Here is a 25,281-nt window from a genome sequence, read left to right as displayed (position 1 = left end):
AATTATAGTGAAATACTTAAGCCTGTAACAAACGATTTGCTTCGCGGATAAGCACTAAAATCTACTCCTCTTGTTATCGCATTATTAAGAACGTTTACTTCAGGATCATATCCGGAATACTTGGTGAATACGTATAAATTATAGGCTGTAAAATAAATTCTCAAATTAGAAATTTTTGTTTTTCTCAACCAGTCTTTTGGCAGTGTATAACCAAGACTTACGTTGTTGATTCTTAAAAATGAACCGTCTTCAATGATATCGCTGTACAAACGACCGGTTGTGTTACCATTATAGGCCGGATTGGTTTTTCCAACATTCAAAGCTGTCAATTCAGCAGGATCAGTTACACGTTGTCCAGCTGCATTAATAGTTGTCCATCTGTCAGCATAAATTTGCAATGTATTTAGGTTTTCACCATTAAGTCTTGAATTGTTCAATACGTTTGCATTATAAATATCATTTCCCACTGTAAAATCCAGAAATATGCTAAGATCTAGTCCTTTATAACTAAAAGTATTATTTAAACCACCTGTGTATTTTGGATTTGCATCTCCAATTGTTGTTCTGTCCAGATCATTGATAACGCCATCCGGGGTACCGTTTGGACCGCTGATATCTTTGAACTTGATAAATCCGGGTTGTACCACAATATTATCACTAACTACTCCTGGTTTTAAAGTGTATACGCTGGTTGTTGCATTATAGTCAAAATCGCTTACCTGATACAAACCATCACTAACATAACCGTACATTACCCCAACAGGTTTTCCTACTTGCAAGATATAGTCGTTTTTATCTGTGTAGCTATTGGTTATCATCGACGTTTCTCCTTCGCTTAAACTAAGTACTTTTGTTTTGTTGAATGCAATATTAAAAGATGTATTCCAGATAAAATTATCTGTTTTGACATTTACAGTATTCAAAGTAAATTCGATACCGCGATTTGATGTAGCTCCAATATTCTGGAATTGTTTCTTGAAACCTGAACTTGCCGGGACACGTGTGTTGTAAAGCAAATCTTTAGAACGATTTTCATATAACTCTGTTGTAAGAGCGATTCGTTGTCTGAAGAATCCTAAATCAAGACCAATATTAGTCGATTTTGTAGCTTCCCATTTCAAATATGGATTAGGAAGGTTGTTTTGATAAGCGGTAATATTTACCTGATTATTTAAAGGATAAGATCCTGAATTGAAAATACCTAAAGCTGCATAATTTGCAATTCTGTTATTTCCGGCTTCACCATAACTTACACGAAATTTCAAATCAGAGAAAACAGGTATATTTCTCATAAAACTTTCTTCGATAATTCTCCATGCTGCCGAGACTGAAGGGAAATATCCCCATTGATTTTGAGTTCCAAATTTAGAAGAACCATCCGCTCTTAAACTTGCAGAAAATAAATATCTGTTTTTATACGAGTAGTTTGTTTTGGCGAAAAAAGAAAGCAATTTGTCATCTTCTGCAAAGGTTGTCGGAATTCCTGCAATAGTACCTAATTGCAATTTGTCCCAACTTAAATTTACATCAGGAAATGCTGAAGCTGTAGCGGTAATTCCTTCGGCATAGTTGTAAATGTATTCTTGTCCAAGAGAGGCATCAAACTTGTGTTTTTTATTGAAAGTTTTGCTGTATGTTAAGACGTTGTTGTAGTTTAAACGAGTCGAAATATTGTGTGTAACTCCGCCATTTGGACCACCGCTTCTGATTGCCTGAATTCCATCGGCACCATTAAAGTATTTGCTTTTATTACTGTTATCGGTATAACTTACCAATCCGCGATAAATTAAGTCCGGAGTAAGATTGTATTGGAGCTGTAAACTCATATTAATAGCTCTGTTTACAGCTTCTCTTTTTTGATTTTCGATTGTAATAATAGGACTTTGAAATGTAGGAGAAGATTGATTGTCTAAGGGATCAACAAATAGGTATTTAAGATCTTCATCCGATCCGTTTTTTCCAATAGTTGGACGATATTGCAATAAATTCTGCAACATATTCAATCTGGTGTTTCCGCCCTCTTGTGTAGACAATCCTGTTATTTTTTGATTCGAATAATTGACAATTGCACTTACAGTAAATTTTTTGCTAACGTTGTTCGTTACCGATAATTTTGCAATATTTTTTACAGAACCAGTACCTAACATAATTCCCTGATCATTATTAACAGAGTAAAAAGCGTTATATTTTGTGTCATTTTCGCCTCCGCTAATACTTATTTTATGGTATTGACTTTCAACAGCATTTCCAAAAACTTCATCTTGCCAGCTAATACCTTTTCTATTTTTATATAGCCCTTCGAGTTCATCATAAGTACCAAAAGTTTTTTCGAATTTTTCCATTCTGGCATCATCAGTTGCAGCTTCGTATAGTAATTGAGTGTACTGGTACGGATTCATTACCGGAATTTCTTTGGCAATCTTTTTTATACCCCCATAAGTATCATAACTGATGGTAAGTTTTCCTCCTTTAGGTTTTTTGGTTGTAACCAAAACAACTCCGTTCGCACCCTGAGCACCGTAAATAGAAGTAGAAGAGGCGTCTTTAAGAACATCGATAGATTCAATATCCATAGGGTCCAAAAAGTTTAGTCCTCCCGTTTGTGCTACACCATCAACCACATACAAAGGCTCATTACTTTGAGTGATAGACGTTCCTCCTCTAATTTTAATCGAAGGTTCAGATCCGGGTGTTCCGTCAGACATTGTTACTTGCATACCGGCAATACGACCCTGCAAAGCCTGAGCTACATTTTGTACCGGAACTTTTGCAAGTTCTTCTCCTTTTACAGAGGAGATCGCACCTGTGATGTTTTTTCTTGTCTTGGTTCCGTAACCAACAACAACTACCTCATCCAGATTGTTGGCATCATCAATTAGTTTAGTATTGATAAGGGTTCTGTTCTTAACGTGTTCTTCTCTGGATTTTGTTCCAATAAAAGAGAAGACCAATATAGCATTAGGCTTTACCTTAATTTGGTATTCTCCATCAATAGAAGTAATGGTAGCATTTTGTGTTCCTTTTTCAGAAACCGTTGCTCCCGGCATAGGTATGCTTTGAGCATCTGTTACTTTACCTTTTACAGTAATGTTGTCCTGTGCATACATTACTTTGCAAGCTGCCAGAAGCAAAAATAAAAATATAGTCCTTTTCATAATTATTTTTTAAATGGGAATAAGTTTTAGGCTTATTTCCTATTGATATGATTTAAGTTGAGTCATTGTCTTGTTAAACAAATCAGTCATTATTTTGCGTTGCTGTCAAAAGATACTATCAAATGATTTTTACAAATGCCGATTGGTATCACTGCGAAAATTATAACATTTTATTAACGTGAAAAAGAGGCTGGGGAATTTTTCGGCGGGTGAATAAAAATAGATCTTTTAGAAGTCGGTTCATTTCTTTTGGTTTAGTCATGTTTTCTTGGTTTTTAATTAAAACAAATATAGAAATAGGGTATACATGACAGTTTTGAATACGTCCAAAATGCTATTGATTTTGATTAATACAACGTTTTCGTTGCCCGAAAACAAAGGGGAAATGAAGTTTTAATGTTGTTTTTTTGAAATGTTTTTCTCAAGAAAGTACCGTATTTACTAATCAATTTTGAAATAGAGCAGTGAGTTTAAAAGTTAAGCAAAATACAGGAAATTGTTAAGCGAAATAGTGGCATTTTGACGTGATTTTTATCAATAGATTTCTTGATTTATTTTGATGTTTCAGATAAAACCTGTTAATTTAAATTTCAGCTAATGATTTATTGTTCGAAGAATGAAAATTAAATTTTGAAATTGGTTTTTATTTTCAAAAATTGCTTCGGAATTTATAAAGAAAAGGAAGTCTGTTTTGCCAATAAGATACCAAGACGCCAAGTTTTTGAGCGTAATAGCAGCATGTAATAGTTTAAAAAAAACAATGATTTAAACGGATTTTTTATGTAGGCAGAACTTTGTCAAAGTTTAAAACTTTGACAAAGTTTTTTTCCATGTAAAGTTATCTCGACAAAAAGCAAATACGATAAGAATGCGAAAAGCTTTATCCCAAAACTTCAACAAAGTTTTTAGGATAAAGCTCTAATAGTTGAGTAAACGTATTTACAGTTATTTTAATGGAAGTCTGATGATTCGAATATCATCATGATAAGCAATACGGGTTAGTACATTATCGCTGATAATTACATTGCCGTTGGCATCTTTTCCGGCTTCGCGATACACGCCCCATTTTAGATAACCAACATTTCCGTTAGCGGGATTACCTGTGAATGTTACAAAATTATTGCGTTCTAATACCAGCTTATAGTCTGACTGATTAGGAAGCTTAACGTAAATTTTCATATATCCCGTAGTATCCGTCATCCATTTTACTTCGACACGAAATTTAATCCATTGATTAACATAAGGACGAAAATCAGTCACCAGATTATCCTGATACTGATAATTTCTGGCAACAATTGCATTGCGCTTGGTAAGAATTCTTAAAGGCAGCAATTGATTATCAGACATTTTTAACTGAAAAACATTATCACCATAAGCAGGGTTAGCACTATTCCATGACTGCCAGTCTTTCAATAATATACTGACTTCATATCGATGTTCATCTCCAGGGTTATAACGATATTTTGCTAAAGAAACGGCATCAGATTCGCTGCGATAAGCATCGTTTGAAAAATAACCGCTGTCACCAAGGGTAACTTTATGTGCAATAGCGTATTTGCCCGTATTGCCGGGTGAAGTCATATAAACGGCATCCGCAGCTGTGGCATGAGTGCCGGTGATACCTGTAATTCCTGAGGTAACCTCGCCGGATTCGTAATTTATGTTAAGAATGGTATCATTTACAGCTGGTTTTATTACCGGGTCCAACTCGTTGTATTCCTTACTGCACGCTATGCCAGCTGTTAGTGTCAAACTGAGTGCAGACAGTTTAAGGATGATGTTTTTTTTCATAATACTTTGTTTTAAAAAATAAATAACGAATGGATTTTTAATGACTGCGTTTTCTTCTCTTAATGAATAATTAGAAAAGAAAACGCAGCTAACATTTTGATTTTTATTTTTTTAGGATGATTTTGAAAACATAAATTGGTATTTCTGTTTTTTGCAGTAAAGGGACATTAATTATTAAATTATTGTTCTGGAGATTCCATTTTGGTTTTATCTTGCTTCCTAATAATTCAATTCGATTTATATTTTTAAGTTGTCCTAAAGTTGTACTGGTAATAATGTTTTGGTTCCAACTCCGGGCAAAAAGATAAATAACGTCGCCTTTTTGGTTAAAATAAAGATCTGGATTGATTTTTTTCGAGGTAAAATCATTGCTCGATTTTCCCATGACATCTGCTTTCAAATCTGTTACGTTTATTGCATATTCATTTGCTGTCGAATAGGGTTGAGTACCATAAATGGCCTCACCGTTTATTTTCATCCAGTCACCAATTACCTCAAGGTTTTTAATACTTTGCACAGGAAATTCTCCAAGACTATCTGGCCCTACGTTTAAAAGGAAGTTTCCGCCTTTGCAAACAATTTCGATTAAATGCCTGACCAATAGTTCGGGTGTTTTCCATGATTTGTCAAATTTACTAAAACCCCATTTACCACTCATGGTAATGCAGGATTCCCAAGGTTTTAGCTCAGTTGCTGCTTCAATTTTTTGCTCAGCTACAATATAATCGCCAAAAGAGTTTCCTATTCGATTATTAATAATACAATTGGGTTGTATCGAAAGAATAAGTTTTCTTATACTTTCGCTCTGCGCAGGAGTAGTTCCTTCAGGAGTATCGAACCAAATTACGCCAACTGGACCATATTGCGTTAGCAGTTCTTTTAGTTGGGGTTTAACTTTCTTTTCTATGTATTTATTGTTGTCTTTTTCCTGATTATTTGGAAAATCCCAGGTATTTCCGGCTTTACTGCCTTCCTTTGCCCAAGTCGCATCCGGACTTGCCCAATCGCGGCCTAAAGAATAATAAAAGCAAAGTTTTATGTTATACTTTGTACAGGCTACAGCCAAATCTTTCATCGGATCGTGATGATAGGGCGTCATGCTTACAATATTGTAATTATCGCTTGGAGAGTCAAACATAGCAAAACCATCATGATGTTTCGCTGTTATGACAATATATTTCATGCCAGCTTCTTTTGCCGTTTTTACCCATAGATCGGCATTAAAATTAACAGGATTAAAAGTCTCAGCAATTTTAGCATATTCTTTTAGCGGAATTTGTTCTGCAAACATAAAATGTTCGTTTGCTTTTTGAGGTTTTCCGTTCCATTCACCAATAGAATATAGTCCCCAGTGTAGAAAGAGTCCAAATTTTGCTTCTTTCCACCAATTGAGTTTATCAGTGTTTTGCGAATATATTTTTGTTCCATTTGAAAAAGTCAGGAAACTAAAAATGATTAAAAATGTTTTTTTATTCATAATGTAAAAATTATATCAACAACTGGTTAGGATAATAGTGTTGTTAGAAATATCGCTATTGTCTCGAAAATAACAAAAATTACAAATTGGTTTTTATGTCGCTTTTTTTACCGTCAATTGTGATGCTTAAACTAATATTTCCTTTCTCAAAATCATTACCCGGGTTTGGTTTGATGGTAATTTGCGGAGCTTTATTTCCATCATACGGATAAACAATGCTGATAAATTGCTGTGATGCTGTATCGTTTTTTGGTTTTTCGAACACAAATGCCGGTCTCGATGTTTCTTTTGCATAAGAGTACGAAACTTTGCCTTCTTCTTCGTTTAACACCACTTTATCGCTGTTTAAGGATTGAATCAATAGATTATTTCCATCTTCGTATGTCGTGTAAACGCTGTTATTTGCTTTATCAAAAACCGGTTTGCTGTCTTCTTTTAACTGAAAATGTACGCCTAAGTTTCCTGTTGCTGTACCAATTGCTTTATCAATAATTAAAAAATATTTTCCGTTGATAAAAAGTACGCTTCTTTGATGGTTCAAATTGTTATAACTAGGATTTGTGTACGTTAAAACATCAAGGTTTTTACTGGTTTTCCATTTGTTTTGATGGGCTTCTGTAATAACCATGTCTTTATTGTCGAGTGTCAATGTGCTGTGTACTCTTGTCTGGCGAAACCAGTTTCTCATTTTAGTCACTTCGGCATCGCCGCTATAAATATAACAGCCTGTATCTGGTGTAAAATTGCGTCCTTTTACCCAAAGTTCAAAAGTCCCGTTATCCGGCTGTGCATGAAACTCTGCAGGCGGACCGGCTTTTAAAACCATTATTGCCGATTTATTGTCCCATCCGTTTCTAAACGTATATAAACCTCCGTTAGGAAATGCATTCGACAGATAATCAGGCAATTTTCCTGAAGCTCCCTCTGTAGCATAATATTCGATAAGCCCATCATGAGGAAACATCTTTGACCAGCTTGCAAACTGTTTTATTCTAACTGCTTTATCAACCACCCAGGTGTCGCCAAACATAGGATAATTGTAGTTTTGGAAAGAGATATTGGCCGTAACTAAAACCATTTTTTCAATAGTTTTGATATAGGATTCTGGAAATTCCTTTTCTAATCCCGCCATTTTTGCCGAATTATATGCTTTAGTAAAGATTTCGATACAGCCTACATGATAAGTTGGAGAAAGTTCCCATTGCACTCCATCGGCAAATACCTGTAGTTTGATTTCACGATTAAGGATTTCGATTCCGCTTTTGCGCCATTGTTCAGCTTGTTTAAATTCCGGAAAAAATGCTCCTGCACCCAAAACACGTTGTGCTTCAAATAATAAATGATTGCCTTCTTTACTGTAATGCTGCGGAATATAATCGGTTTGTTTGTTGAAACTGTTTAAAAATTCCATCAAAAATGCCGGTGTAAAGTTGGGCGATACTACAAACAAATTAAATATAGCCGGATAACTTTGTATACGTTCTGATACTTCCAGCGGACGCCAGGCAATACCATCATTTTCGGCAGAACGTCCTAAATAGTTTTTCTTTTCCCAATCTCTAAACTGCAGCACCCATTCTTTGGCATATTTTTCATCTCCGCTGCTTCTATAAGCTAATGCCATCGAATGCCACCAGGTTACACGGTGCAATTGCCAGCGGATTTCATTGTCTTTTATCGGCCAGAGATCCCAGTTGATATCGGCTCCATAATCAAAAAAGCCATATCCTTTATGTGGTTGAAATTGATGCAATAGGGCATTATCTGCTTTTTCCTGATTGGCTTTTCCTATCTCTTTTCCTCTAAAACGTGCTTCATCGCCTATATTAAAATCAGAATGTCTTACGGTTTTGCGATTGCGGTAATAAGTCAGCAGTTCTTTTGCCGCATCATTGTATTTAGCTTCGTTAAAAAGCTGATGTACTTTTTCTAAACCCGGATAATTAAGGTTTACGGCATCAAAACTTTCTTTATTTATTGCAGTTTCCTGTGCATTGCTAAAACAAATATTTAGCAGCATAAAAAACAGCACGGTGGTTTTTTTTAAGTTTATCATTGGTTTTATTTAATAAATAAGAAGCTGTCCAGAGGATCTTTTAGAGATCAAAAATAACTTCTTACGTTGTTTATTAGTGCGTTAATTTTTCAAATTGATTAAAAAGGGACTTTATATCTGAATTTTTTTGATTGCAGCATATCTTTTTAAAGCTTCCAGATAATAATAATCAGCATAATCCAAAGGTGTATCGATTTCTGAATTGTACAAGAAAGCACCAACGCTGTGTTTTAATAAGAAGAAACTATTCTCACCCGGTTTTGCCAAATAAGCATCAGATGATAATGATTTTAAAATATCTTCGGCATAATCAGCATATTTTTTTCCGTCTTTTACCTGAGTGCTTAAATCGAGTAGGGCAGATGCTATAACAGCAGCAGCCGAAGCATCTCTTGGGGCACGCTCTGCAGTATCCAGGGCATTGTGTACATCAAAATCCCAAACCGGTACTTTATCTTTTGGCATTCTTGGATGGTTCATGATGAAAGAAGCAATATGTTCTGCCTGTTGTAAAAACTTCTCATTTTTGGTATTCGCATAACACAACGTATATCCGTACAATCCCCAGGCTTGTCCGCGAGCCCAAGCCGACTCATCTGTAACACCCTGATGTGTTGCCTTGCGCAATACTTTGCCTGTTTTTGGATCGTAATCAACCAAATGATATGAACTATAATCTTTTCTAAAATGATTTTTCATGGTTGTAAGGGCATGAGTACTGGCCGCAGTGGTATACTCAGGTTTGTTAAACTGGTTAGCACTCCAATACAAATACTCCAGATTCATCATATTATCGATAATTACGGGATAATGCCACCATGTAAAATCCCATGAACGGATTGTTCCTACGGTTGGACTAAAGCGTGCGTAAAGGTTTGCCGCGCCATCTGCAAGAGCAGGAAGATATACTTTATCGCCCGTAATTCTGTATGCATTTCCGTAAGAGCAATACAGCATAAAGCCTACATCGTGGGTATTTTTTATGTTTCGAATGGAATCTAAAGCAAGAGTAAATTTTTTAGCTTCATCGGCCAAATTTTTATCTCCTGTAAGTTCGTAGCCGTACCAAAGACTTCCAGGGAAAAAACCCGTTGTCCAGTCGGTTAAACCTGCCAGTCTTACTGTTCCGTCGGGATTTACAGAACGCGGATTTTTACCCGGTTTGTAAGTTTGTGCTGCTTTGTTTAATTGAAAATGAATTACCTCAGTTGTTTTTTTGAACCAAAGCAAAGACGGATCATCATTTTGAACAGGCTTTGCAAAAGTGCTAAAAGTAATGGCGGAGAGGACTAGAAATAGATTGAAAGTTTTTTTCATGGTTTGATCGTTTATATCTGTATTCTGTTTGATGGAATATTTATAAAGCGAAGTTAAACGAGGGGTTCAAAAAGGTGTTTCAAATTCTATCATAAATGTTTTGAATTTGTGTAAACATCAATTTTGAAACTAATTGAGGTTAGATTTTCAAAGACAGAATGTATTTACTCCAAAACTCATATATCGACAAGTTTAACTAATTCAACAATTGCATTAGTTGATGATTAAATAGCATTTTTGCGCATTATTCTTGTTACTACCTTTACAGCAATTTGATAAGAGATAAAACAATGAAAAGAAATTATTTTATAAAAACATTTAACGAATTAACCAATATCGAATTGTACCAGATTTTACAGTTGAGAAGCGAAGTATTTGTTGTAGAACAGAATTGTGTGTTTCAGGACATCGATAATAAGGATCAGCAGAGTTATCATCATCTTTGTTATGTTGATGGCGCTCTTGCAGGATATACCAGACTTTTACCGGCAGGATTGTCCTATAAGGAAATTTCAATTGGTCGGGTGGTCAGTTCACCAGCTTTTAGAGGTATAGGTTTGGGAAAAGAACTGATGCAAAAATCAATTGAAGCTTGTGAAAAAGTCTTTGAAGAAACAACGATACGTATAGGGGCACAGCGGCATTTGTCAAAATTTTACAATTCACTGGGTTTTATAGAAAGCGGCGAACCTTATGATGAAGACGGGATATTACATATCGAAATGGTCAGATAGCGCTATTTTTATAATAATTCAAGGATAGTGCTAATTAATGTATTTGGATCGTTTTTTCGCCAGTTCATATACAGGTTGGCTGTGAAGTCAAGTGGAATAAATCGAACGTTTTCATTATGCTGAAGTCTGTAAGATTCAGGCAAAATTGAAATACCCAGGCCATTTTTGATTAAGGAAATAATGGTAGATCCAAATTCACAGGAAATATACGAATCAGGGTCTATTTGATAGTGTTTGTAAACATCACTAATAATGCTGTCATAACTATTGCTGGAACCTGCATTGGTTGCAATGAATCTTTCTGTAGCGATACTTTTATGTGTAATATCATCAATTGTTATAAAGTGATGATTTGAAGGAACGACTAAGCATAAGTTTTCAGAACCGAGGTTTTTTGAATCAATAGCCGCCGATTCATTTTTCTCACGACTAAAAGCTAAATCAATTTTATAGTTTTTAAGCTGTTCTTCCTGCTGTTCATAGGTCAACTGCACGAGTTCAATTTTTAATTTAGGGTATACAGTTGCAATTTTTTTAATAAAATCCGGTAAAATCGAGGAAGAAATGGAGTCTGGGTGCGCTATACAAACAGAACCCTGCTCGCCTAAATGAATTTGACGAGCGTGCTTTTGTATCGCTTCGAGCTGAATAAGTTCAGTGCTCCACTTTTCCTTTAGAAATTCGCCTGCTGCAGTAAGTTTGACATTGCGTTTATTTCTAAAAAAAAGCTGCAGGCCAAGTTCATTCTCCAAAGACATAATATGCCGGCTGAGGGCAGATTGTGTAATGTTCATTTTTTCAGCCGTTTTCCAAAAGTGAAGCTCTTTGGCGAGAGCCAGAAAATATTTCAATTGCTGTATATCCATGCCTGCAATTTAATAATAAAATAAAACAATCATCGAAATGCTTTTTTGAATATTTCAAAATTATAACATGCAAAAGAAAAAATTATATCTTATCCTTTTAATACTGGGCACCGCTTTTTGGGGTATTTCATTCTCTGTTACTAAGATTGGTGTAGCGGCAGGATCTCTATATGTTTTTCTGGTGTATAGATTAGCACTTGCTACTATTATTCTTTCTGTTTTCTTTGCTAAATATTTTAAAAATACTGATCGTAAAAGTATTACAGGAGGAATTATGCTCTCATTTCCTTTGACTTTTGGGATAATCTTGCAGACGAAAGGCCTTGAATATCTGCCTGCATCCCAGTGTACATTTATCGCCGGAATATGTGTAATTCTTGTTCCTGTGCTCAAGTGGATGTTGTATAAAACTGTTTTTTCCGGCAAAATATGGGTGGCTTCGCTAATTGCACTACTGGGTTTGGCCATAATTTCGATTTCTGACGGATTAACAATAAACAGAGGCACTATTTATGTCATTTTGGGAACGATAGGATTCAGTATCTATCTCATAATGGTCGAAAAACAAAAAGACAAACATGAAATAATAACTACAATTGTCCCAATGTTTGCCGCAAGCACTGTTATTTGTTTAATTTTTGCATTAACAGACAATCAGCAAAACTGGCTTATTGAAGACCATAATTTCTGGACTGCGGTTGTTTATTGTGCAGTGTTTTCCACTGCTTATATGTATGCTGTATCGATGATTTCGCAGAACTATTTATCTGCCGAAAAAGTGGCTATAATTTATCTTTTTGAACCTGTATTTGGAGCATTTGCTGCGTTTTTTATATTGGATGAAGCTTTGACATGGAAATTACTTATAGGCGGTACCTTGATTTTAACTGCAACGATATGGTCTGAAATAGACCTTTCGGTCAGGAAAAAGGGGAGAAAATATATAATCACTAAAAATTACAACATAAATGAACCAAACAGAAATCAAAATTCGTAAGGCTTTTGAGGCAGACAGTGAAAGCTAAGTTAAATAAATTGTGCCCAGATAAAATGGAATGTTGCACCCTGGAATGAAGCTGGCAAAAAGTTTTATAAAAGGTTAGGGGCTTCTGAAAATAAGGAATGGCTTAATTAGGAATGGAAAGTGTAGTGTAATGATTTAAAATAAAAAATAAAAAATAAAAAATGGAAAATTTTAAAATTAAAAAAGTAAGTATAAATGATATCGTCCAATTGCAGGAAATTGGCAGAAAGACCTTTTTTGAAACTTTTTCTGAAAGCAATACAGAGAAAAATATGACTCAATATTTAGAAGAAGGTTTTTCAGTTGAGAAACTTTCTGAAGAGTTAAACGAAGCTAATTCTGAATTTTATTTTGCTGTAATTGACAATGCGGTTGTAGGGTATCTAAAAATAAACCGTGGACAATCTCAAACAGAAATGCAGGACAAAGAGGGACTTGAAATTGAAAGGATTTATGTGCTGAAAGAATATCATGGTAAAAAAGCAGGTCAGTTTTTGTATGAACATGCCATTCAAATTGCAGTGACTAATAAGGTTAATTTTGTTTGGCTGGGCGTTTGGGAAGAAAATCACAGAGCGATAAGTTTCTATAAGAAAAATGGCTTTGTAGAATTTGATAAACATATTTTTGTATTGGGAACCGATGAACAAACTGATATTATGATGAAAAAAAATCTCAAAAATCAATAGACATTTAGAACACTTGCATCGATAATTTATTAGTATTGAAAATCATTTTATAGCAAGCAATCGCTATCAAATTGATGCTTTACAGATAAAACATTCGGAGGTAATCAAACTTGCGTTGTGCCTTTTGAAGAGTGATTAAGTGATGAAATGTTATTCCCAATTCTTAGCTTAAAGCTAATATGGGCATGCTTTCAGGAAACCTCTCAAAAAAAGGGCGACCTTATCGTAGTTTTAGCATAGCGCATGCTTTGTACCATTCCTATTTTAACTTATCTTCGCAGCTTATACATTTGTGAGTGCATTTTACTCATTTAAAAATCTAATTTGTGAAAAACAAACCAGAAGAAGTACAAGACAATCAGCTTAAACGTGGGCTGACTAATCGCCATATTCAGTTAATTGCCTTAGGCGGATCGATAGGAACCGGTCTTTTCCTTGGTATTGGTCCCGCGGCTGTCTTAGCAGGGCCATCGGTTATTTTAGGATATGCTGTTGCAGGAATGATCGCTTTTTTTATAATGAGACAACTTGGTGAAATGGTTGTCGAAGAACCTGTTTCAGGAAGCTTTAGTCATTTTGCCTATAAATATTGTGGTTCTTTTGCAGGTTTTGCATCTGGTTGGAATTATTGGATTTTATATATTTTAGTGAGTATGGCTGAACTTACGGCCATTGGTGTATATGTGCAGTTTTGGTGGCCTGAAATTCCGCTATGGGCATCCAGTTTGTTTTTCTTTCTGGTTATTAATGCCTTAAATTTTGCGTCGGTAAAAGTATATGGAGAAACTGAATTTTGGTTTTCGATCATAAAAGTAGTGGCTATTATTGCCATGATTCTCTTTGGTACTTACTTGCTAATAAGCGGTACAGGAGGAGAACATGCTACCATTCATAATTTATACAACGATGGAGGCTTCTTCCCGAAAGGTTTCTTTGAAAAAACAACTGATGGCAGTTTTCAGGGTTTATTAGCAGCAATGGCGCTGATTATGTTCTCCTTTGGTGGTTTAGAACTTATTGGAATTACTGCAGCTGAGGCAGAAAACCCGGAAAAAAACATTCCAAAAGCAACCAATCAGGTTATCTATAGAATTCTTATATTTTATGTGGGTGCATTGGTCATTTTATTTGCTTTGTCACCGTGGCAGCAAATTACTACAGACAGCAGCCCGTTTGTAATGGTTTTTCAAAATTTAAACGGAATGGAATTTGAGCTTTTTGGCAACAAGATATTTTTCACAAGTCTTATTGCTAATGTGCTGAATTTAATTGTATTAACTGCTGCTTTATCCGTATACAATAGTAGCGTATACAGCAATTCACGTATGTTATATGGTCTATCAGATCAGGGTAATGCCCCTAAATTTTTAATGAAGCTAAACAAACAATCGGTACCTATTAATGCTATTTTAATTTCTTCATGTTTTGCAGCTATTTGTATTTTAATCAATAAACTAGTTCCAAAAGAGGCTTTTAGTATTTTAATGTCTTTGGTAGTGTCTTGTTTGATTATTAATTGGGTGATGATTTCATATACGCATCTAAGATTTAGACGTGCAAAAGACAAGGAAGGCACAAAAACTAAATTTGCTTCCATATTTTATCCGGTGAGTAACTATATCTGTTTCATATTTTTATTGGGTATTTTATCCATCATGTGGATCACTAATATGAAGTTATCGGTAGAATTAATTCCTATTTGGCTGGGGATTCTTTTTGTATGTTATAAGGTTTTTAAAACAAAAAAATAAGTAGCTTTTACATTATTCATTATCGGGTATTTATTCTTGATGTATAGTTAATTTTCAATACTATACTTTTGTTTTTAATACCACAGCAGCCCTTTTCACCTTCAATCCTAAAACTGTAATAGTACAGATTTATTTAGGGTTGAGTTATCGTTTTTTCCATTAACTTAGATAAAAAAAAAGCTTTAATTATACTATTGGAGCACATTTTTATCAAGAAAGTAATTTTTAATATGATCAAAAAATATAAATCCAATAAGATATATTACCAAAGTACAATTGCACTTGCCGGGCCTGTTGTCATTTCTCAGCTTGGGCATACCTTGGTACAGACTCTCGATACAGTAATCATAGGACATTATGCAGGAACTATATCATTGGCAGCAGTTTCGCTGGTTCATTCTGTTTTCATGGTAGTTTTAGTAATCGGATTAGGAGTTGCCTACGGATTAACCCCTCTTATTGCACAAGAAAACGGAAAATCAAATTTTAAGGAATGCGCCAAGCTTCTTTCAAACAGCTTATGGCTTAATGTTGCTGCTGCAATTTTTCTTTTTTTAGTCGTGTATTACGGTTCTATGTTTGCTATGCAGCATGCAGATCAGGATCCTCAGGTGGTAGAAACAGCAAAACCTTATTTATTGGTATTAAGTTTATCTATTTTGCCTTTAATGATATTTCAAACCTTCAAACAATTTGCAGAAGGACTGGGTTTTACAAAACAAGCCATGTCCATAACGATATGGGGAAATGTGCTCAACGTAGTTATCGCCGTAATTCTGGTAAAAGGAATGTTTGGCATTGAGCCAATGGGTGTTCAGGGGGTAGGAATTGCAACATTGATAGATCGTGTTTTAATGATGGTGGTCATGATGTGGTATGTGCTTCGTACAGAAAGTTTTAAGGTCTATATACAGCATTTCTCTGTGAAGTTTATTGATGTTTCAAAAATTGTAAAGGTGATGAAAATAGGATTGCCTGTAGCGATGCAATATGTGTTTGAAATTGGAGCGTTTGCCGTTGCTGCTTTAATGGCCGGCCACATAGGCGCGATAGAACAGGCAGCGCATCAAACAGCCATAACGCTTGCAGCAATGACCTACATGATGGCAGGAGGAATTGCATCTGCTGCAACTATCAAAGTCGGAAATAGTTTTGGAAATCAAAACTACAAAAGACTCCAGAGGTTTGCTGCGGCATCTTACCATTTGGTGATCATTTTTATGATGTTCTTTGCTGTGATTTTTACACTTTTTAATCAATATTTGCCTTACCTGATCACAAGCGACATCAATGTTGTTGCACTGGCGGCGCAATTATTAATTATTGCCGCAATATTTCAGCTCTTTGATGGCACCCAGGTGGTCGGACTAGGCGCACTAAGAGGAATGGGAGATGTAAACATTCCGACTTTTATAACCTTTATTGCTTATTGGATTATTGGACTTCCTGCAGCCTATATTTTAGGAATTCATTTCAATGCAGGAGTACAGGGAATTTGGTTTGGTCTGTGTCTGGGGTTGTTAACTTCATCTGTTTTACTGTATTTAAGGTTTCGCTATGTAATAAATAAAGCCCTCCAAAATACATAATTTTGTATCCTTAACTAACTAGCTTCTTACTATTATACTATGAACAATATATTTTCTGACAGCAGCCAAATAGGAGTGGTATCTACTTTCTCTGATCTTGTGCAGACCAATTTCAAAGGAGAAATGAATGCGCTATGCTGGTACAGAAACCTGGGCGGGGATTTTAAGGAGATTGTATCTCAATTATCTTTAGAAGAAAATATAACCGAAGTTTATCCCGAAGATCTCATCGCACTAAAACTATCCGAAAAGGGGAATATAGCAAGGGGAATAATATTGAATGATTTACAATTATTAACTGATTTTGGCGCTTCGCCTTCTCTTAATTTACTAAAGTGTTACGAACGTGATGATGAATTCGATTTCATATCGACCGATGTGTATTCGTTTCATGTTGATCGTTCGCCCATTGCAACAGATACTTTTTTATGTACCTATCACGGAGCAGCAAGTGATATTATTGCTAATGCGAAGGCAGAGCAAAAAATCCTGGTTCCGGAAATCCGAACAAAATTAAAAGAATTGCATGACGGACCAGAGGAAGAATTCGAAGATTTTTTGAAGGAAAATTATTTTGATTTGCATTATCAGGCACATCAGGATGCAGCACCTGTTAATTTAGGTTTAGGACATCTTTGGCGACTGGCTGTAGATCATCCAAAACAAGAAGTATTGCCTTGCATTCATAGAGCACCAGTAGAAAATGAAGGAGAATATCGGTTGTTGTTGATTTGCTAATGGAATTCTATTGATACTTACTCAAATCAAGATTAAGAATAGTACCTACTTTGCTAAACTCATCATTAACCTTGGCATTCAGGATGAGTTGTTCATTGTGTATTGGATGATTAAAAATTAACTGATGTGCATGAAGCATCATTCCTTTCAGATCAAAATTCTCCAACCATAATTTATTTTGTTTGTTACAACCATGAGGACGACTTCCTAAAATGGGATGAAAAATATGTTTGAAATGTTTGCGTAACTGATGCATACGCCCGGTTTCAGGAATAGCTTCTACCAAACAGTATCGTGAAGTGGGTTTATTGTTAAATTCTAACGCAACTTCGGCATTTTGCAAACGATGAAAGTAGGTTATGGCATTTTGTGTAATGTCATCATCATTCGTTAAATCATAATCAATCGTTAGTTCTTGGGGTGACCAACCACGTAAAATGGCCAAATATTTTTTTTCGACTTCGCGTGTGGCAAAACGATCATTCATAATTTTTAAGACTTCTTTATCCAGCGCAAATAACAAAACACCAGATGTTTTGCGGTCTAACCGATGAATAGGGTAGACGTGTTGCCCTATTTGATTTCTTAATTCCTGAATGGCATACACTTTTGCATCGCGCGCATAAAATGATTTGTGAACCAACAACCCGCTTGGTTTATTAATGGCTATAATATATTCGTCCTGGTAAAGAATTTCTAACATTGCGCAAAAGTAGAAGAGATTTTGATTGAAATGTCTTTTGTGACTTATTTATTTTTATAGTTTTTCCCTCTCCTCGGAGAGTTCCTTATATTTGCGCAACGCTTGCAAGAACATCTCGGATAGTGGTTACTTTCTGATGTATTGGCTAAATTAGAAAAGTAATATTTGGAAATTAGTTATTAAAATATGAGAAAGTTAACTTTAAAGGATCGTTTTTTACCGCATCAATACAGTAGAATTGAAAATGAAGCCGGTATTAAAATACCTGAAACTATTAAAGATTTTATTTCAGAATACGCAGATTTGTCAGTAAAGGAAAATAAGTTTATAAATAATGATGGAAAGTTATTTGAAATTTCACAATTTATAACTTATAGGATGATGTACGATTTTATCAAAGAATTCAAGGAAGAAGGCTTAGGGAAAAAACTACCTTTTGCAATAGATAATGGAGGCTGGGTATTTTGTATATCATTTGATGAAGAATGTATGGATAAAATTTTGTTATATCAAATGGAAATGGAGTGGAAAACAAAAAATGATGCTTTTGAATTAGTAGCTGACAGCTTTGAAGAGTTTATAAATAACTTGCAAGAATAAACTGCCATCCCTCTCTAAAACTGTACCGCTCTAGGAAGTGCTAGCGATAAAAAAAAACTAGCACTAGGATATGCGCAACGATAGCGTGGAAATTGTTTCAGTGCACGTTCCGGATTATTAATAAAAACTGGATTTTCTTTTTTTAAATTTGTTAAGATATACTTTGCGGGCACGGATTACAAATTCGCGCGATCGGTTTTTTTTAGTTATTATGACTTTTCATCAATTGGTGTAAATTTATAAACTATATAAGTATAACCTTTGAATTTTACATTTTTCCTGTATTGATCATTAAGTGACTTTAGTTTGATAGTTGATGATTTCGAGATAAAGTTTAATTTTTGGACGCTTAGTTTAATGTTTAGATCTGAAGCACCCATTTCGATCATTTGCGCTGTAAGGTTGTAGTATTCTTTAGGAACATTCATTTTATACACATTAATAGATGGATCGTTTGCTTTTTTATATTTTTTAGATCTTTCATAAAGTGTATTTATATAATGTTTAGATGCCCTATGACTGAAATTAACTGTACTTTCAGAATTGAGAAATTGTAGAAGATTAAGCTGGTCAATACTGTTTTTATCATCTATGGCTACTACCTGCTGTTTTTTAGTCCCAAGTTTATAAATATTGGGATCATAGACAGCTAGCATATATGAATCGTTCAACGGCAAGAACAACTGCAATCCTTTTAGTCCAAAATCTCTTTGGCTGCCGATTGTCCAATTTCTTTTTTCTAAAAACTGATTGTAAAGAACTATCGGATTATCTGAAATAATAAAAGGATTAGAAGTTGTATTTTTAATCAGTTTGTATTTCAGGTCCAAAAGATCAGAAACCAGTAGTTGGGCTGACTGGAGCGATTTAAGTTTTCCCTGATAAGTTTGATATTCCTTTAATTTAGAAACCATATCATCAGTGGAAACATTACCTTCACTGATTTTGGATTTAGTATTGGGAAGCTTTTGCTCAAGATTATTTAGAATTTTGAAGTGAATAGGATTTCGAAGATCCAAAACAACCATGAAATGCAACATTTTTGAATGATCCTTACTTTGGGTAGTTGGGAGTTTTTCTTTTTCCCACATTTCCCTAAAGATTGGTGCGGAATCTGCTTCGTGTTGTGAAAGCCAATTTTCCAGATTTCCGTCCAGGTCATAAAGGTAAACACTGCTGAGTTGTGAAGAAATCGGTACTTGGTTTTTGAAAATATTCAATTTCGTATTAAACATACCAATGGTTTTTCCGTTATTTTCATAAGAGAAGAAACGCTGGAAAAATTGCGGGACAAAGTGCTGATTTTTTGTAATATGTTTTTTCTGTTGAGCCATTTACATTCGGCTTATAAATACTTAAAATTTGGTTCAAAAGGATATTTAATTTTCATTATCATTATCATTATCATACTTTAGCTATATCACTTTTTAAAATCCATCCTATTGTTCTGATTCCATTTACATTTGTAAATTCGATATATATAAAATATTGAGAATCGCCAATAGCTGTGATAATTTCACCATATACTAAATAAGTTTTATTTTGGTTATAAGTACTAGGCGTAGAATGAAAATATGCTTTCTGTGCTATTACCTTAAAACTAATGTTGTATTCTAAATTTGATTTAGTATTATAATTTTGATTGTTTTGTGGATAATAAACTTTGTTATGTGAAGAGTAGGTACTTAAATATCTGCTACTTATATAACCTTCTTGAGTATCATAACTATAAGTGTACGCATTATGTTTTTTTACACTGACTTTTTCCCAATCGCCAAAATTGTATAGTGATGTAATTTCATCTCCGTAGTTTAATATATTGATTATGTTTTCTCCAACTTCTGGACTTGTCCTTAAATTGACCTTTGTAGTATTTATATATTTTTTGGATGAAGAATTAGTTGGTATATTACTTTCTATTGTTCTGTAATAACCACTCACATAAGTTCCATCATTTCGATTATACCCATCTACCCACTCTGTCTTTGAATTTGTGTAATTATAATTACTTCGATAGGATGAATTATCGTAAGAAGTATTGGGGTTATAATTTCCTGGATAACTATAGTTGTCAGTAATAGTGGAATTCGGAGCTGTTCTTTGGTGAGGTTGAACATAGGTACCATTACTCCTGTAATATCCTTTAACATTAACTTGAGGATATGAGTTGAGTGTAAACATGAAAAGAAATAAACAATAAATGTTTTTCATTGATATTTGGACTAATAGGTACTTTTAGACAAAAATCGTTTATAAAAAGGATAAATTAGTACGTAAAAATACCTGATTTAGAATAAGAAATATTATGAACTTTTAACCGAAATTTATTTTTAAACCAAATCGCTCGGAAATTCTTTCCGTGTCTGTTCCTATATTAATAAAAAGGAAGCTATTTTTTTAATATATACTTTTCGGGAAAGTGTTTTTTCATAAAATTTAAAATTCGATAATTCTAAACAAGTTTGAATTTCTTAACTTTGCAAAATGAAAGAGAAGATAGTAAGAGAAGTATCTAAGTTTAATAATGAACTGAAACTGCAAGGGTTTAAAGCATTCCAGATAGAAGATGATGGTGCCGAAACCAGAACTTACAGCAGAAAGGAGTTTTATAAAATCTGTCTGACAACAGGAAAAAGCAAGATTCATTATTCTGATAAAACCTATGAGCAGGAAGGTACGATTCTCTTTTTTGGAAATCCGCACATTCCATATTCATGGGAAACAATTTCTACGACTTATATTGGTTATACTATTTTATTTTCGGAAGAGTTTTTTAAAAATTCTGAACGCTCTGAAAGCCTGCAGCAATCGTCTTTTTTTAAGATTGGCGGAACACCTGTTTTAAAAATCACCGAAGAGCAAAGAGGTTTTCTCAATACTATTTTTCAGAAAATGATTGCAGAGCAGGAAAGTGACTATGTTTTTAAAGATGAGCTGATTCGGAATTATATCAGTCTTATTATACACGAATCTTTGAAGATGGAACCTTCTGAAAATTTCGAACAGAATAAGAATGCATCGTCTAGATTATCATCTGTATTTTTGGAATTACTGGAAAGACAGTTTCCAATTGAAACAACTTCCAATCCACTTCAATTAAGGACAGCGCAGCATTACGCACAACATTTGAATGTGCATGTCAATTACCTGAATCGAGCCATAAAAGAAGTTACCGGAAAATCGACAACAACGCATATTACGGAGCGGATTATAACAGAAGCCAAAGCGCTCTTACAACATACTGATTGGAGTGTTTCTGAAATTGGTTACGCACTTGGGTTTGATTACCCCACTTACTTTAATAATTTCTTCAAAAAAAATACGGGCACTAATCCCTCTGCATTTCGCTTAGCAGAAGTTTGAATTTCTTAATCTTTGGTTTGATAATCGTTACTGCTTTGCGTAAAGGCAGTCTTACCTTTGTATCTGGTTATTTAATTCAAATATTATGTCAGATTCAAATCCTATTTCCGATTCCACACCATTTCAAAAAGATATTTTTGAGCGACTTTTAGCAGGTGAAACCATACTTCCTAACGATTCGCAAATGGGCAGATTGAGGGAAGAAGCATTTGCTGTGAAAGCATTACTGATTCAGATGAACAATGCTGTAAATCCTGAAGAAATTACGCAGTTGTTAAGCAGGATTTTAGATAAAGAACTTCAGGATGTTGCCGTATTTACACCTCTTTACATCAATTGTGGAAAACACATTACAATTGGTAAAAACGTATTCATCAATTTTGACTGCACGTTTTTGGCATTGGGCGGAATTACCATTGAAGACGATGTTTTAATTGGCCCGAAAGTCAGTCTCATTACCGAAAACCATCCATTAAATCCTGAGGAAAGAAAAGGATTAGAAGGGAAACCAATTCTCATCAAAAAAAATGCATGGATTGGCGCCAATGCTACGATTTTGCCCGGCGTAACAATTGGAGAAAATGCAGTTGTCGCAGCAGGAGCTGTAGTCTCTAAAGATGTTCCTGATAATACCGTCGTTGGTGGAATTCCTGCAAAATTCATTAAAAATATTCAACCTTAAAAGATATGATTTTGAAACTGAAATGTAGTTGTGAATTTTTCTAAAACAATTAAAATCAGATCATTATGAAAAATATAAAATCAAAAATAAAATGAAAAAATCATTCGCAATCGCAATACTATTCCTGATAACAGGGCAAATATCTGCACAAAAAAAAGAACAATTAAATTCAGAAAAAATGAATATATCAAAAGAGCATTATACTTTTCAATTAAGCGATAAAGTAACCCGTCAAAAAGTGAGCTTCAAAAATCGTTACGGTATTACATTAAGCGGAGATTTATACCTTCCGAAAAATGCAGGAAACCAAAAATTGTCTGCATTAGCCATCAGCGGACCATTTGGAGCGGTTAAACAACAATCATCAGGATTATATGCCAGCCAAATGGCAGAACGTGGTTTTATAGCTTTGGCTTTCGACCCATCATATACAGGAGAAAGCGGAGGTGAACCACGAAATCTGGCCTCTCCGGAAATCAATACTGAAGATTTTAGCGCCGCGGTTGATTTTTTAGGATTACAAAAAAATGTAGACAGAAATAAAATCGGAATCATCGGTATTTGTGGTTTTGGCGGTTTTGCTCTAAATGCAACTGCCATTGATAAGCGGGTAAAAGCCGTTGCGACGACAAGTTTGTACGATATGACAAGAGTAATGTCAAAAGGCTATAATGATGCTGTAACTCCGGAACAAAGAACCAAAACATTGGAAACTTTGGGTGAGCAGCGTTGGAAAGATGCCGAAAACGGAAAACCGGCAGCTAGACCAAGAAATTTACCAGAAGCCTTGAAAGGCGATGAGCCACAATTTGTAAAAGAATATTTTGATTATTACAGAACGCCGCGTGGTTTTCAAGTTAATTCTGTGAATTCAAACGGAGCGTGGCTGGTAACCAATTCGATCTCGTTTATGAATATGCCAATACTCAATTATGTAAAAGAAATTTCACCACGACCAATGCTTTTAATCGCGGGAGAAAATGCGCACTCAAGATATTTTAGTGAAGATATTTTTAAAGCGGCAAATGAGCCAAAACAATTAATAATTATACCAAATGCAGTTCACGTTGATTTGTATGATAAAGTAGATGTGATTCCTTTTGATAAATTAGGAAGTTTCTTTAATGATAATTTATAATAAAGATTAAATGATATAACAAGACGTTCTCGAAAAGAGAGCGTTTTTGTTTTTACGGTGTTGCTATTATTCCGTATTATAATTGTTTTGAAGTTTTAAAGACCGCGATATTTTGGTATCTTTAGAGAATTATCCTCTTCACCTTAAAGAATTTTTATTATAATATTAAAGCCTTGTAAATGAAAAATTTAATCCATAATGTTCAGAGCAGTTTTCGAAATAGTTTATTTTTACAGTTACTATTGGCAATACTGCTTTTAACTTTCAGCGATATGTCGGCCCAAAACAAAGATATGATAGTTCGTATTTCGGAAATTGAAATTCACCCTGAACATTTATCCGAATATAAAGCCATTTTAAAAGAGGAGGCTTCAGCGTCGGTAAAACTGGAAGCCGGTGTACTGGCTATATTTCCGATGTATCAAAAAACTGATTCGACTCAAATACGAATATTAGAAATCTATAATGATAACGATGCTTATCAATCACATTTAAAAACACCTCATTTTCAAAAATATAAAACAACTACAATTAAAATGGTTAAATCATTAAAGTTGTTAGATATGAATACAATAGATCCAGAATCTATGAAAATGTTGTTTAAAAAAATGATTGAATAAATACTATAATAACCATTCTTTTAAAAATAGCGGCATAGCAGTTTTTATATTTTGCAGGTTTCTTTAAATCCTGAATAAAACAGCGAGAGAATAGGAGCGGAGGCCATTATGCATGTCGCACACCCAACGGTTTACAATTAATCTTTATATTTGGATGATTAAATTGATAAAATGAGCGAAAAAACGAAACCGTATGCCTTAATAACCGGCGCCAGCAAAGGCATTGGAAAATCTATTGCTTATGAATTGGCCAAACAAGGTTATCCACTATTGCTTGTTGCAAGAAGTGAAGCCGAATTAAAAGCACTATCTGATGATCTGCAAGTAACATACGGCATCAATGCGGCTGTTTTAGCAATTGATCTTTCGACAAATGATGCATCGCAAAAAGTAACCGATTGGATAAAATTAAATAACTATCCCGTTGGCATTTTAGTTAACAATGCCGGTTATGGAGTGTGGGGAGATTTTAGTCAGTCTTTACTAACCGATCAGCTTGGTATGATGCAACTAAATATGAATGTAGTGGTAGAACTTTCGCATTTATTAGTGCCTATACTTTTACAAGAAAAACAAGCCTACATTTTAAATATATCCAGTACTGCTGCCTACCAGGCTGTACCTACGCTGGCTGTTTATTCGGCTACAAAGGCTTTTGTTTTATCATTTACGCGTGCCCTGCGTTTCGAACTTGCCCCAACTTCAATTTCAGTAACTTGTTTTAGTCCTGGGCCTGTTGATACTGGTTTTGCTGCAAGAGCTGGCTTAAACGCTTTTAGCAAAATGGCCGAAAAGTTTAATATGCAGCCTGATGAAGTTGCAAAAATGGCCGTAAAAGCCATGTTCAGCAAAAAATCAGAAGTTATTCCGGGTTTTACCAATATCATTTCGGTTTATGCCAACCGTATATTACCAAAGGCTTTTATCGAAAAAACGGCAGCCGGAATTTATAAAATTTAATTTTTTCGAAAAAATAAAAAAAATATTC

Annotated in this window: 21 protein-coding genes; 12 read left to right on the top strand and 9 right to left on the bottom strand. The window is 34.6% G+C overall.

The features are described from left to right. Positions 1-2: 2 nt before the first annotated feature. The 5 genes from ACIDC4_RS06815 to ACIDC4_RS06795 all read right to left on the bottom strand — a co-directional run bounded on the left by ACIDC4_RS06815 (position 3) and on the right by ACIDC4_RS06795 (position 9,796). A complete protein-coding gene (locus ACIDC4_RS06815; RefSeq protein WP_412042331.1) occupies positions 3-3,155 on the bottom strand; it encodes a SusC/RagA family TonB-linked outer membrane protein in 3,153 nt (1,050 codons plus the stop codon). Between the two features lie 945 nt (positions 3,156-4,100). Beyond that, positions 4,101-4,907, bottom strand: a complete 807-nt coding sequence (locus tag ACIDC4_RS06810) for a heparin lyase I family protein (RefSeq protein WP_412042330.1) — start codon at positions 4,905-4,907, stop codon at positions 4,101-4,103. A 142-nt stretch (positions 4,908-5,049) separates the two neighbouring features. Then, a complete protein-coding gene (locus ACIDC4_RS06805; RefSeq protein WP_412042329.1) occupies positions 5,050-6,423 on the bottom strand; it encodes an alpha-L-fucosidase in 1,374 nt (457 codons plus the stop codon). A gap of 79 nt (positions 6,424-6,502) precedes the next feature. After that, complete coding sequence (hepC, locus tag ACIDC4_RS06800) at positions 6,503-8,479, bottom strand: heparin-sulfate lyase HepC (protein WP_412042328.1); 1,977 nt, start codon at positions 8,477-8,479, stop codon at positions 6,503-6,505. Positions 8,480-8,590: 111 nt separating this feature from the next. Next, entirely contained in the window at positions 8,591-9,796 is a 1,206-nt protein-coding gene (locus tag ACIDC4_RS06795; RefSeq protein WP_412042327.1) for a glycoside hydrolase family 88 protein, read from the bottom strand. Between the two features lie 290 nt (positions 9,797-10,086). On the opposite strand from ACIDC4_RS06795, the gene ACIDC4_RS06790 reads away from it, so the two are divergent. Beyond that, complete coding sequence (locus ACIDC4_RS06790) at positions 10,087-10,530, top strand: GNAT family N-acetyltransferase (RefSeq protein WP_412042326.1); 444 nt, start codon at positions 10,087-10,089, stop codon at positions 10,528-10,530. A gap of 8 nt (positions 10,531-10,538) precedes the next feature. Here ACIDC4_RS06790 and ACIDC4_RS06785 read toward each other — a convergent pair whose 3' ends face one another. Next, a complete protein-coding gene (locus ACIDC4_RS06785) occupies positions 10,539-11,396 on the bottom strand; it encodes a LysR family transcriptional regulator (RefSeq protein WP_412042325.1) in 858 nt (285 codons plus the stop codon). A gap of 67 nt (positions 11,397-11,463) precedes the next feature. On the opposite strand from ACIDC4_RS06785, the gene ACIDC4_RS06780 reads away from it, so the two are divergent. The 5 genes from ACIDC4_RS06780 to ACIDC4_RS06760 all read left to right on the top strand — a co-directional run bounded on the left by ACIDC4_RS06780 (position 11,464) and on the right by ACIDC4_RS06760 (position 17,187). Further along, positions 11,464-12,393, top strand: a complete 930-nt coding sequence (locus ACIDC4_RS06780; protein WP_412042324.1) for a DMT family transporter — start codon at positions 11,464-11,466, stop codon at positions 12,391-12,393. 188 nt (positions 12,394-12,581) lie between these two features. Then, positions 12,582-13,109 (top strand): GNAT family N-acetyltransferase, encoded by a 528-nt coding sequence (locus ACIDC4_RS06775; protein ID WP_412042323.1) that lies wholly within the window; start codon positions 12,582-12,584, stop codon positions 13,107-13,109. Positions 13,110-13,435: 326 nt separating this feature from the next. Then, positions 13,436-14,860, top strand: coding sequence for an amino acid permease (locus tag ACIDC4_RS06770; protein ID WP_412042322.1), 1,425 nt, complete (start codon positions 13,436-13,438; stop codon positions 14,858-14,860). 230 nt (positions 14,861-15,090) lie between these two features. Beyond that, on the top strand, positions 15,091-16,449 hold the full coding sequence (locus ACIDC4_RS06765) for an MATE family efflux transporter (protein WP_412042321.1): 1,359 nt from the start codon (positions 15,091-15,093) through the stop codon (positions 16,447-16,449). 39 nt (positions 16,450-16,488) lie between these two features. Further along, entirely contained in the window at positions 16,489-17,187 is a 699-nt protein-coding gene (locus ACIDC4_RS06760) for a DUF1826 domain-containing protein (RefSeq protein WP_412042320.1), read from the top strand. A 7-nt stretch (positions 17,188-17,194) separates the two neighbouring features. Here ACIDC4_RS06760 and ACIDC4_RS06755 read toward each other — a convergent pair whose 3' ends face one another. Then, positions 17,195-17,890, bottom strand: coding sequence for a pseudouridine synthase (locus tag ACIDC4_RS06755; protein ID WP_412042319.1), 696 nt, complete (start codon positions 17,888-17,890; stop codon positions 17,195-17,197). A gap of 186 nt (positions 17,891-18,076) precedes the next feature. On the opposite strand from ACIDC4_RS06755, the gene ACIDC4_RS06750 reads away from it, so the two are divergent. Next, positions 18,077-18,490, top strand: a complete 414-nt coding sequence (locus ACIDC4_RS06750) for an SMI1/KNR4 family protein (protein ID WP_412042318.1) — start codon at positions 18,077-18,079, stop codon at positions 18,488-18,490. A 209-nt stretch (positions 18,491-18,699) separates the two neighbouring features. Here ACIDC4_RS06750 and ACIDC4_RS06745 read toward each other — a convergent pair whose 3' ends face one another. Next, entirely contained in the window at positions 18,700-19,824 is a 1,125-nt protein-coding gene (locus tag ACIDC4_RS06745) for a DUF4238 domain-containing protein (protein ID WP_412042317.1), read from the bottom strand. A 70-nt stretch (positions 19,825-19,894) separates the two neighbouring features. Further along, a complete protein-coding gene (locus tag ACIDC4_RS06740) occupies positions 19,895-20,701 on the bottom strand; it encodes an SH3 domain-containing protein (RefSeq protein ID WP_412042316.1) in 807 nt (268 codons plus the stop codon). A gap of 273 nt (positions 20,702-20,974) precedes the next feature. Here ACIDC4_RS06740 and ACIDC4_RS06735 point away from each other — a divergent pair, with 273 nt between their 5' ends. The 5 genes from ACIDC4_RS06735 (at position 20,975) to ACIDC4_RS06715 (ending at position 25,253) form a co-directional block, all read left to right on the top strand. Then, positions 20,975-21,853 carry a helix-turn-helix domain-containing protein gene (locus tag ACIDC4_RS06735; RefSeq protein ID WP_412042315.1) on the top strand — a complete coding sequence of 293 codons (879 nt, stop codon included), beginning with the start codon at positions 20,975-20,977 and terminating at the stop codon, positions 21,851-21,853. 85 nt (positions 21,854-21,938) lie between these two features. Then, entirely contained in the window at positions 21,939-22,535 is a 597-nt protein-coding gene (locus ACIDC4_RS06730) for a DapH/DapD/GlmU-related protein (RefSeq protein WP_412042314.1), read from the top strand. A gap of 91 nt (positions 22,536-22,626) precedes the next feature. Continuing rightward, the gene (locus ACIDC4_RS06725) at positions 22,627-23,673 is read left to right on the top strand and encodes an alpha/beta hydrolase (RefSeq protein WP_412042313.1); all 1,047 of its coding nucleotides are present in this window, start codon (positions 22,627-22,629) and stop codon (positions 23,671-23,673) included. 179 nt (positions 23,674-23,852) lie between these two features. After that, entirely contained in the window at positions 23,853-24,293 is a 441-nt protein-coding gene (locus ACIDC4_RS06720; RefSeq protein ID WP_412042312.1) for a putative quinol monooxygenase, read from the top strand. Between the two features lie 171 nt (positions 24,294-24,464). After that, positions 24,465-25,253 carry an SDR family NAD(P)-dependent oxidoreductase gene (locus ACIDC4_RS06715; RefSeq protein ID WP_412042311.1) on the top strand — a complete coding sequence of 263 codons (789 nt, stop codon included), beginning with the start codon at positions 24,465-24,467 and terminating at the stop codon, positions 25,251-25,253. Positions 25,254-25,281 lie beyond the last annotated feature (28 nt).

It is taken from the genome of Flavobacterium sp. C3NV, from assembly GCF_046825355.2.
GTDB lineage: Bacteria > Bacteroidota > Bacteroidia > Flavobacteriales > Flavobacteriaceae > Flavobacterium.
This window is presented reverse-complemented; position numbering and strand designations above follow the sequence as displayed.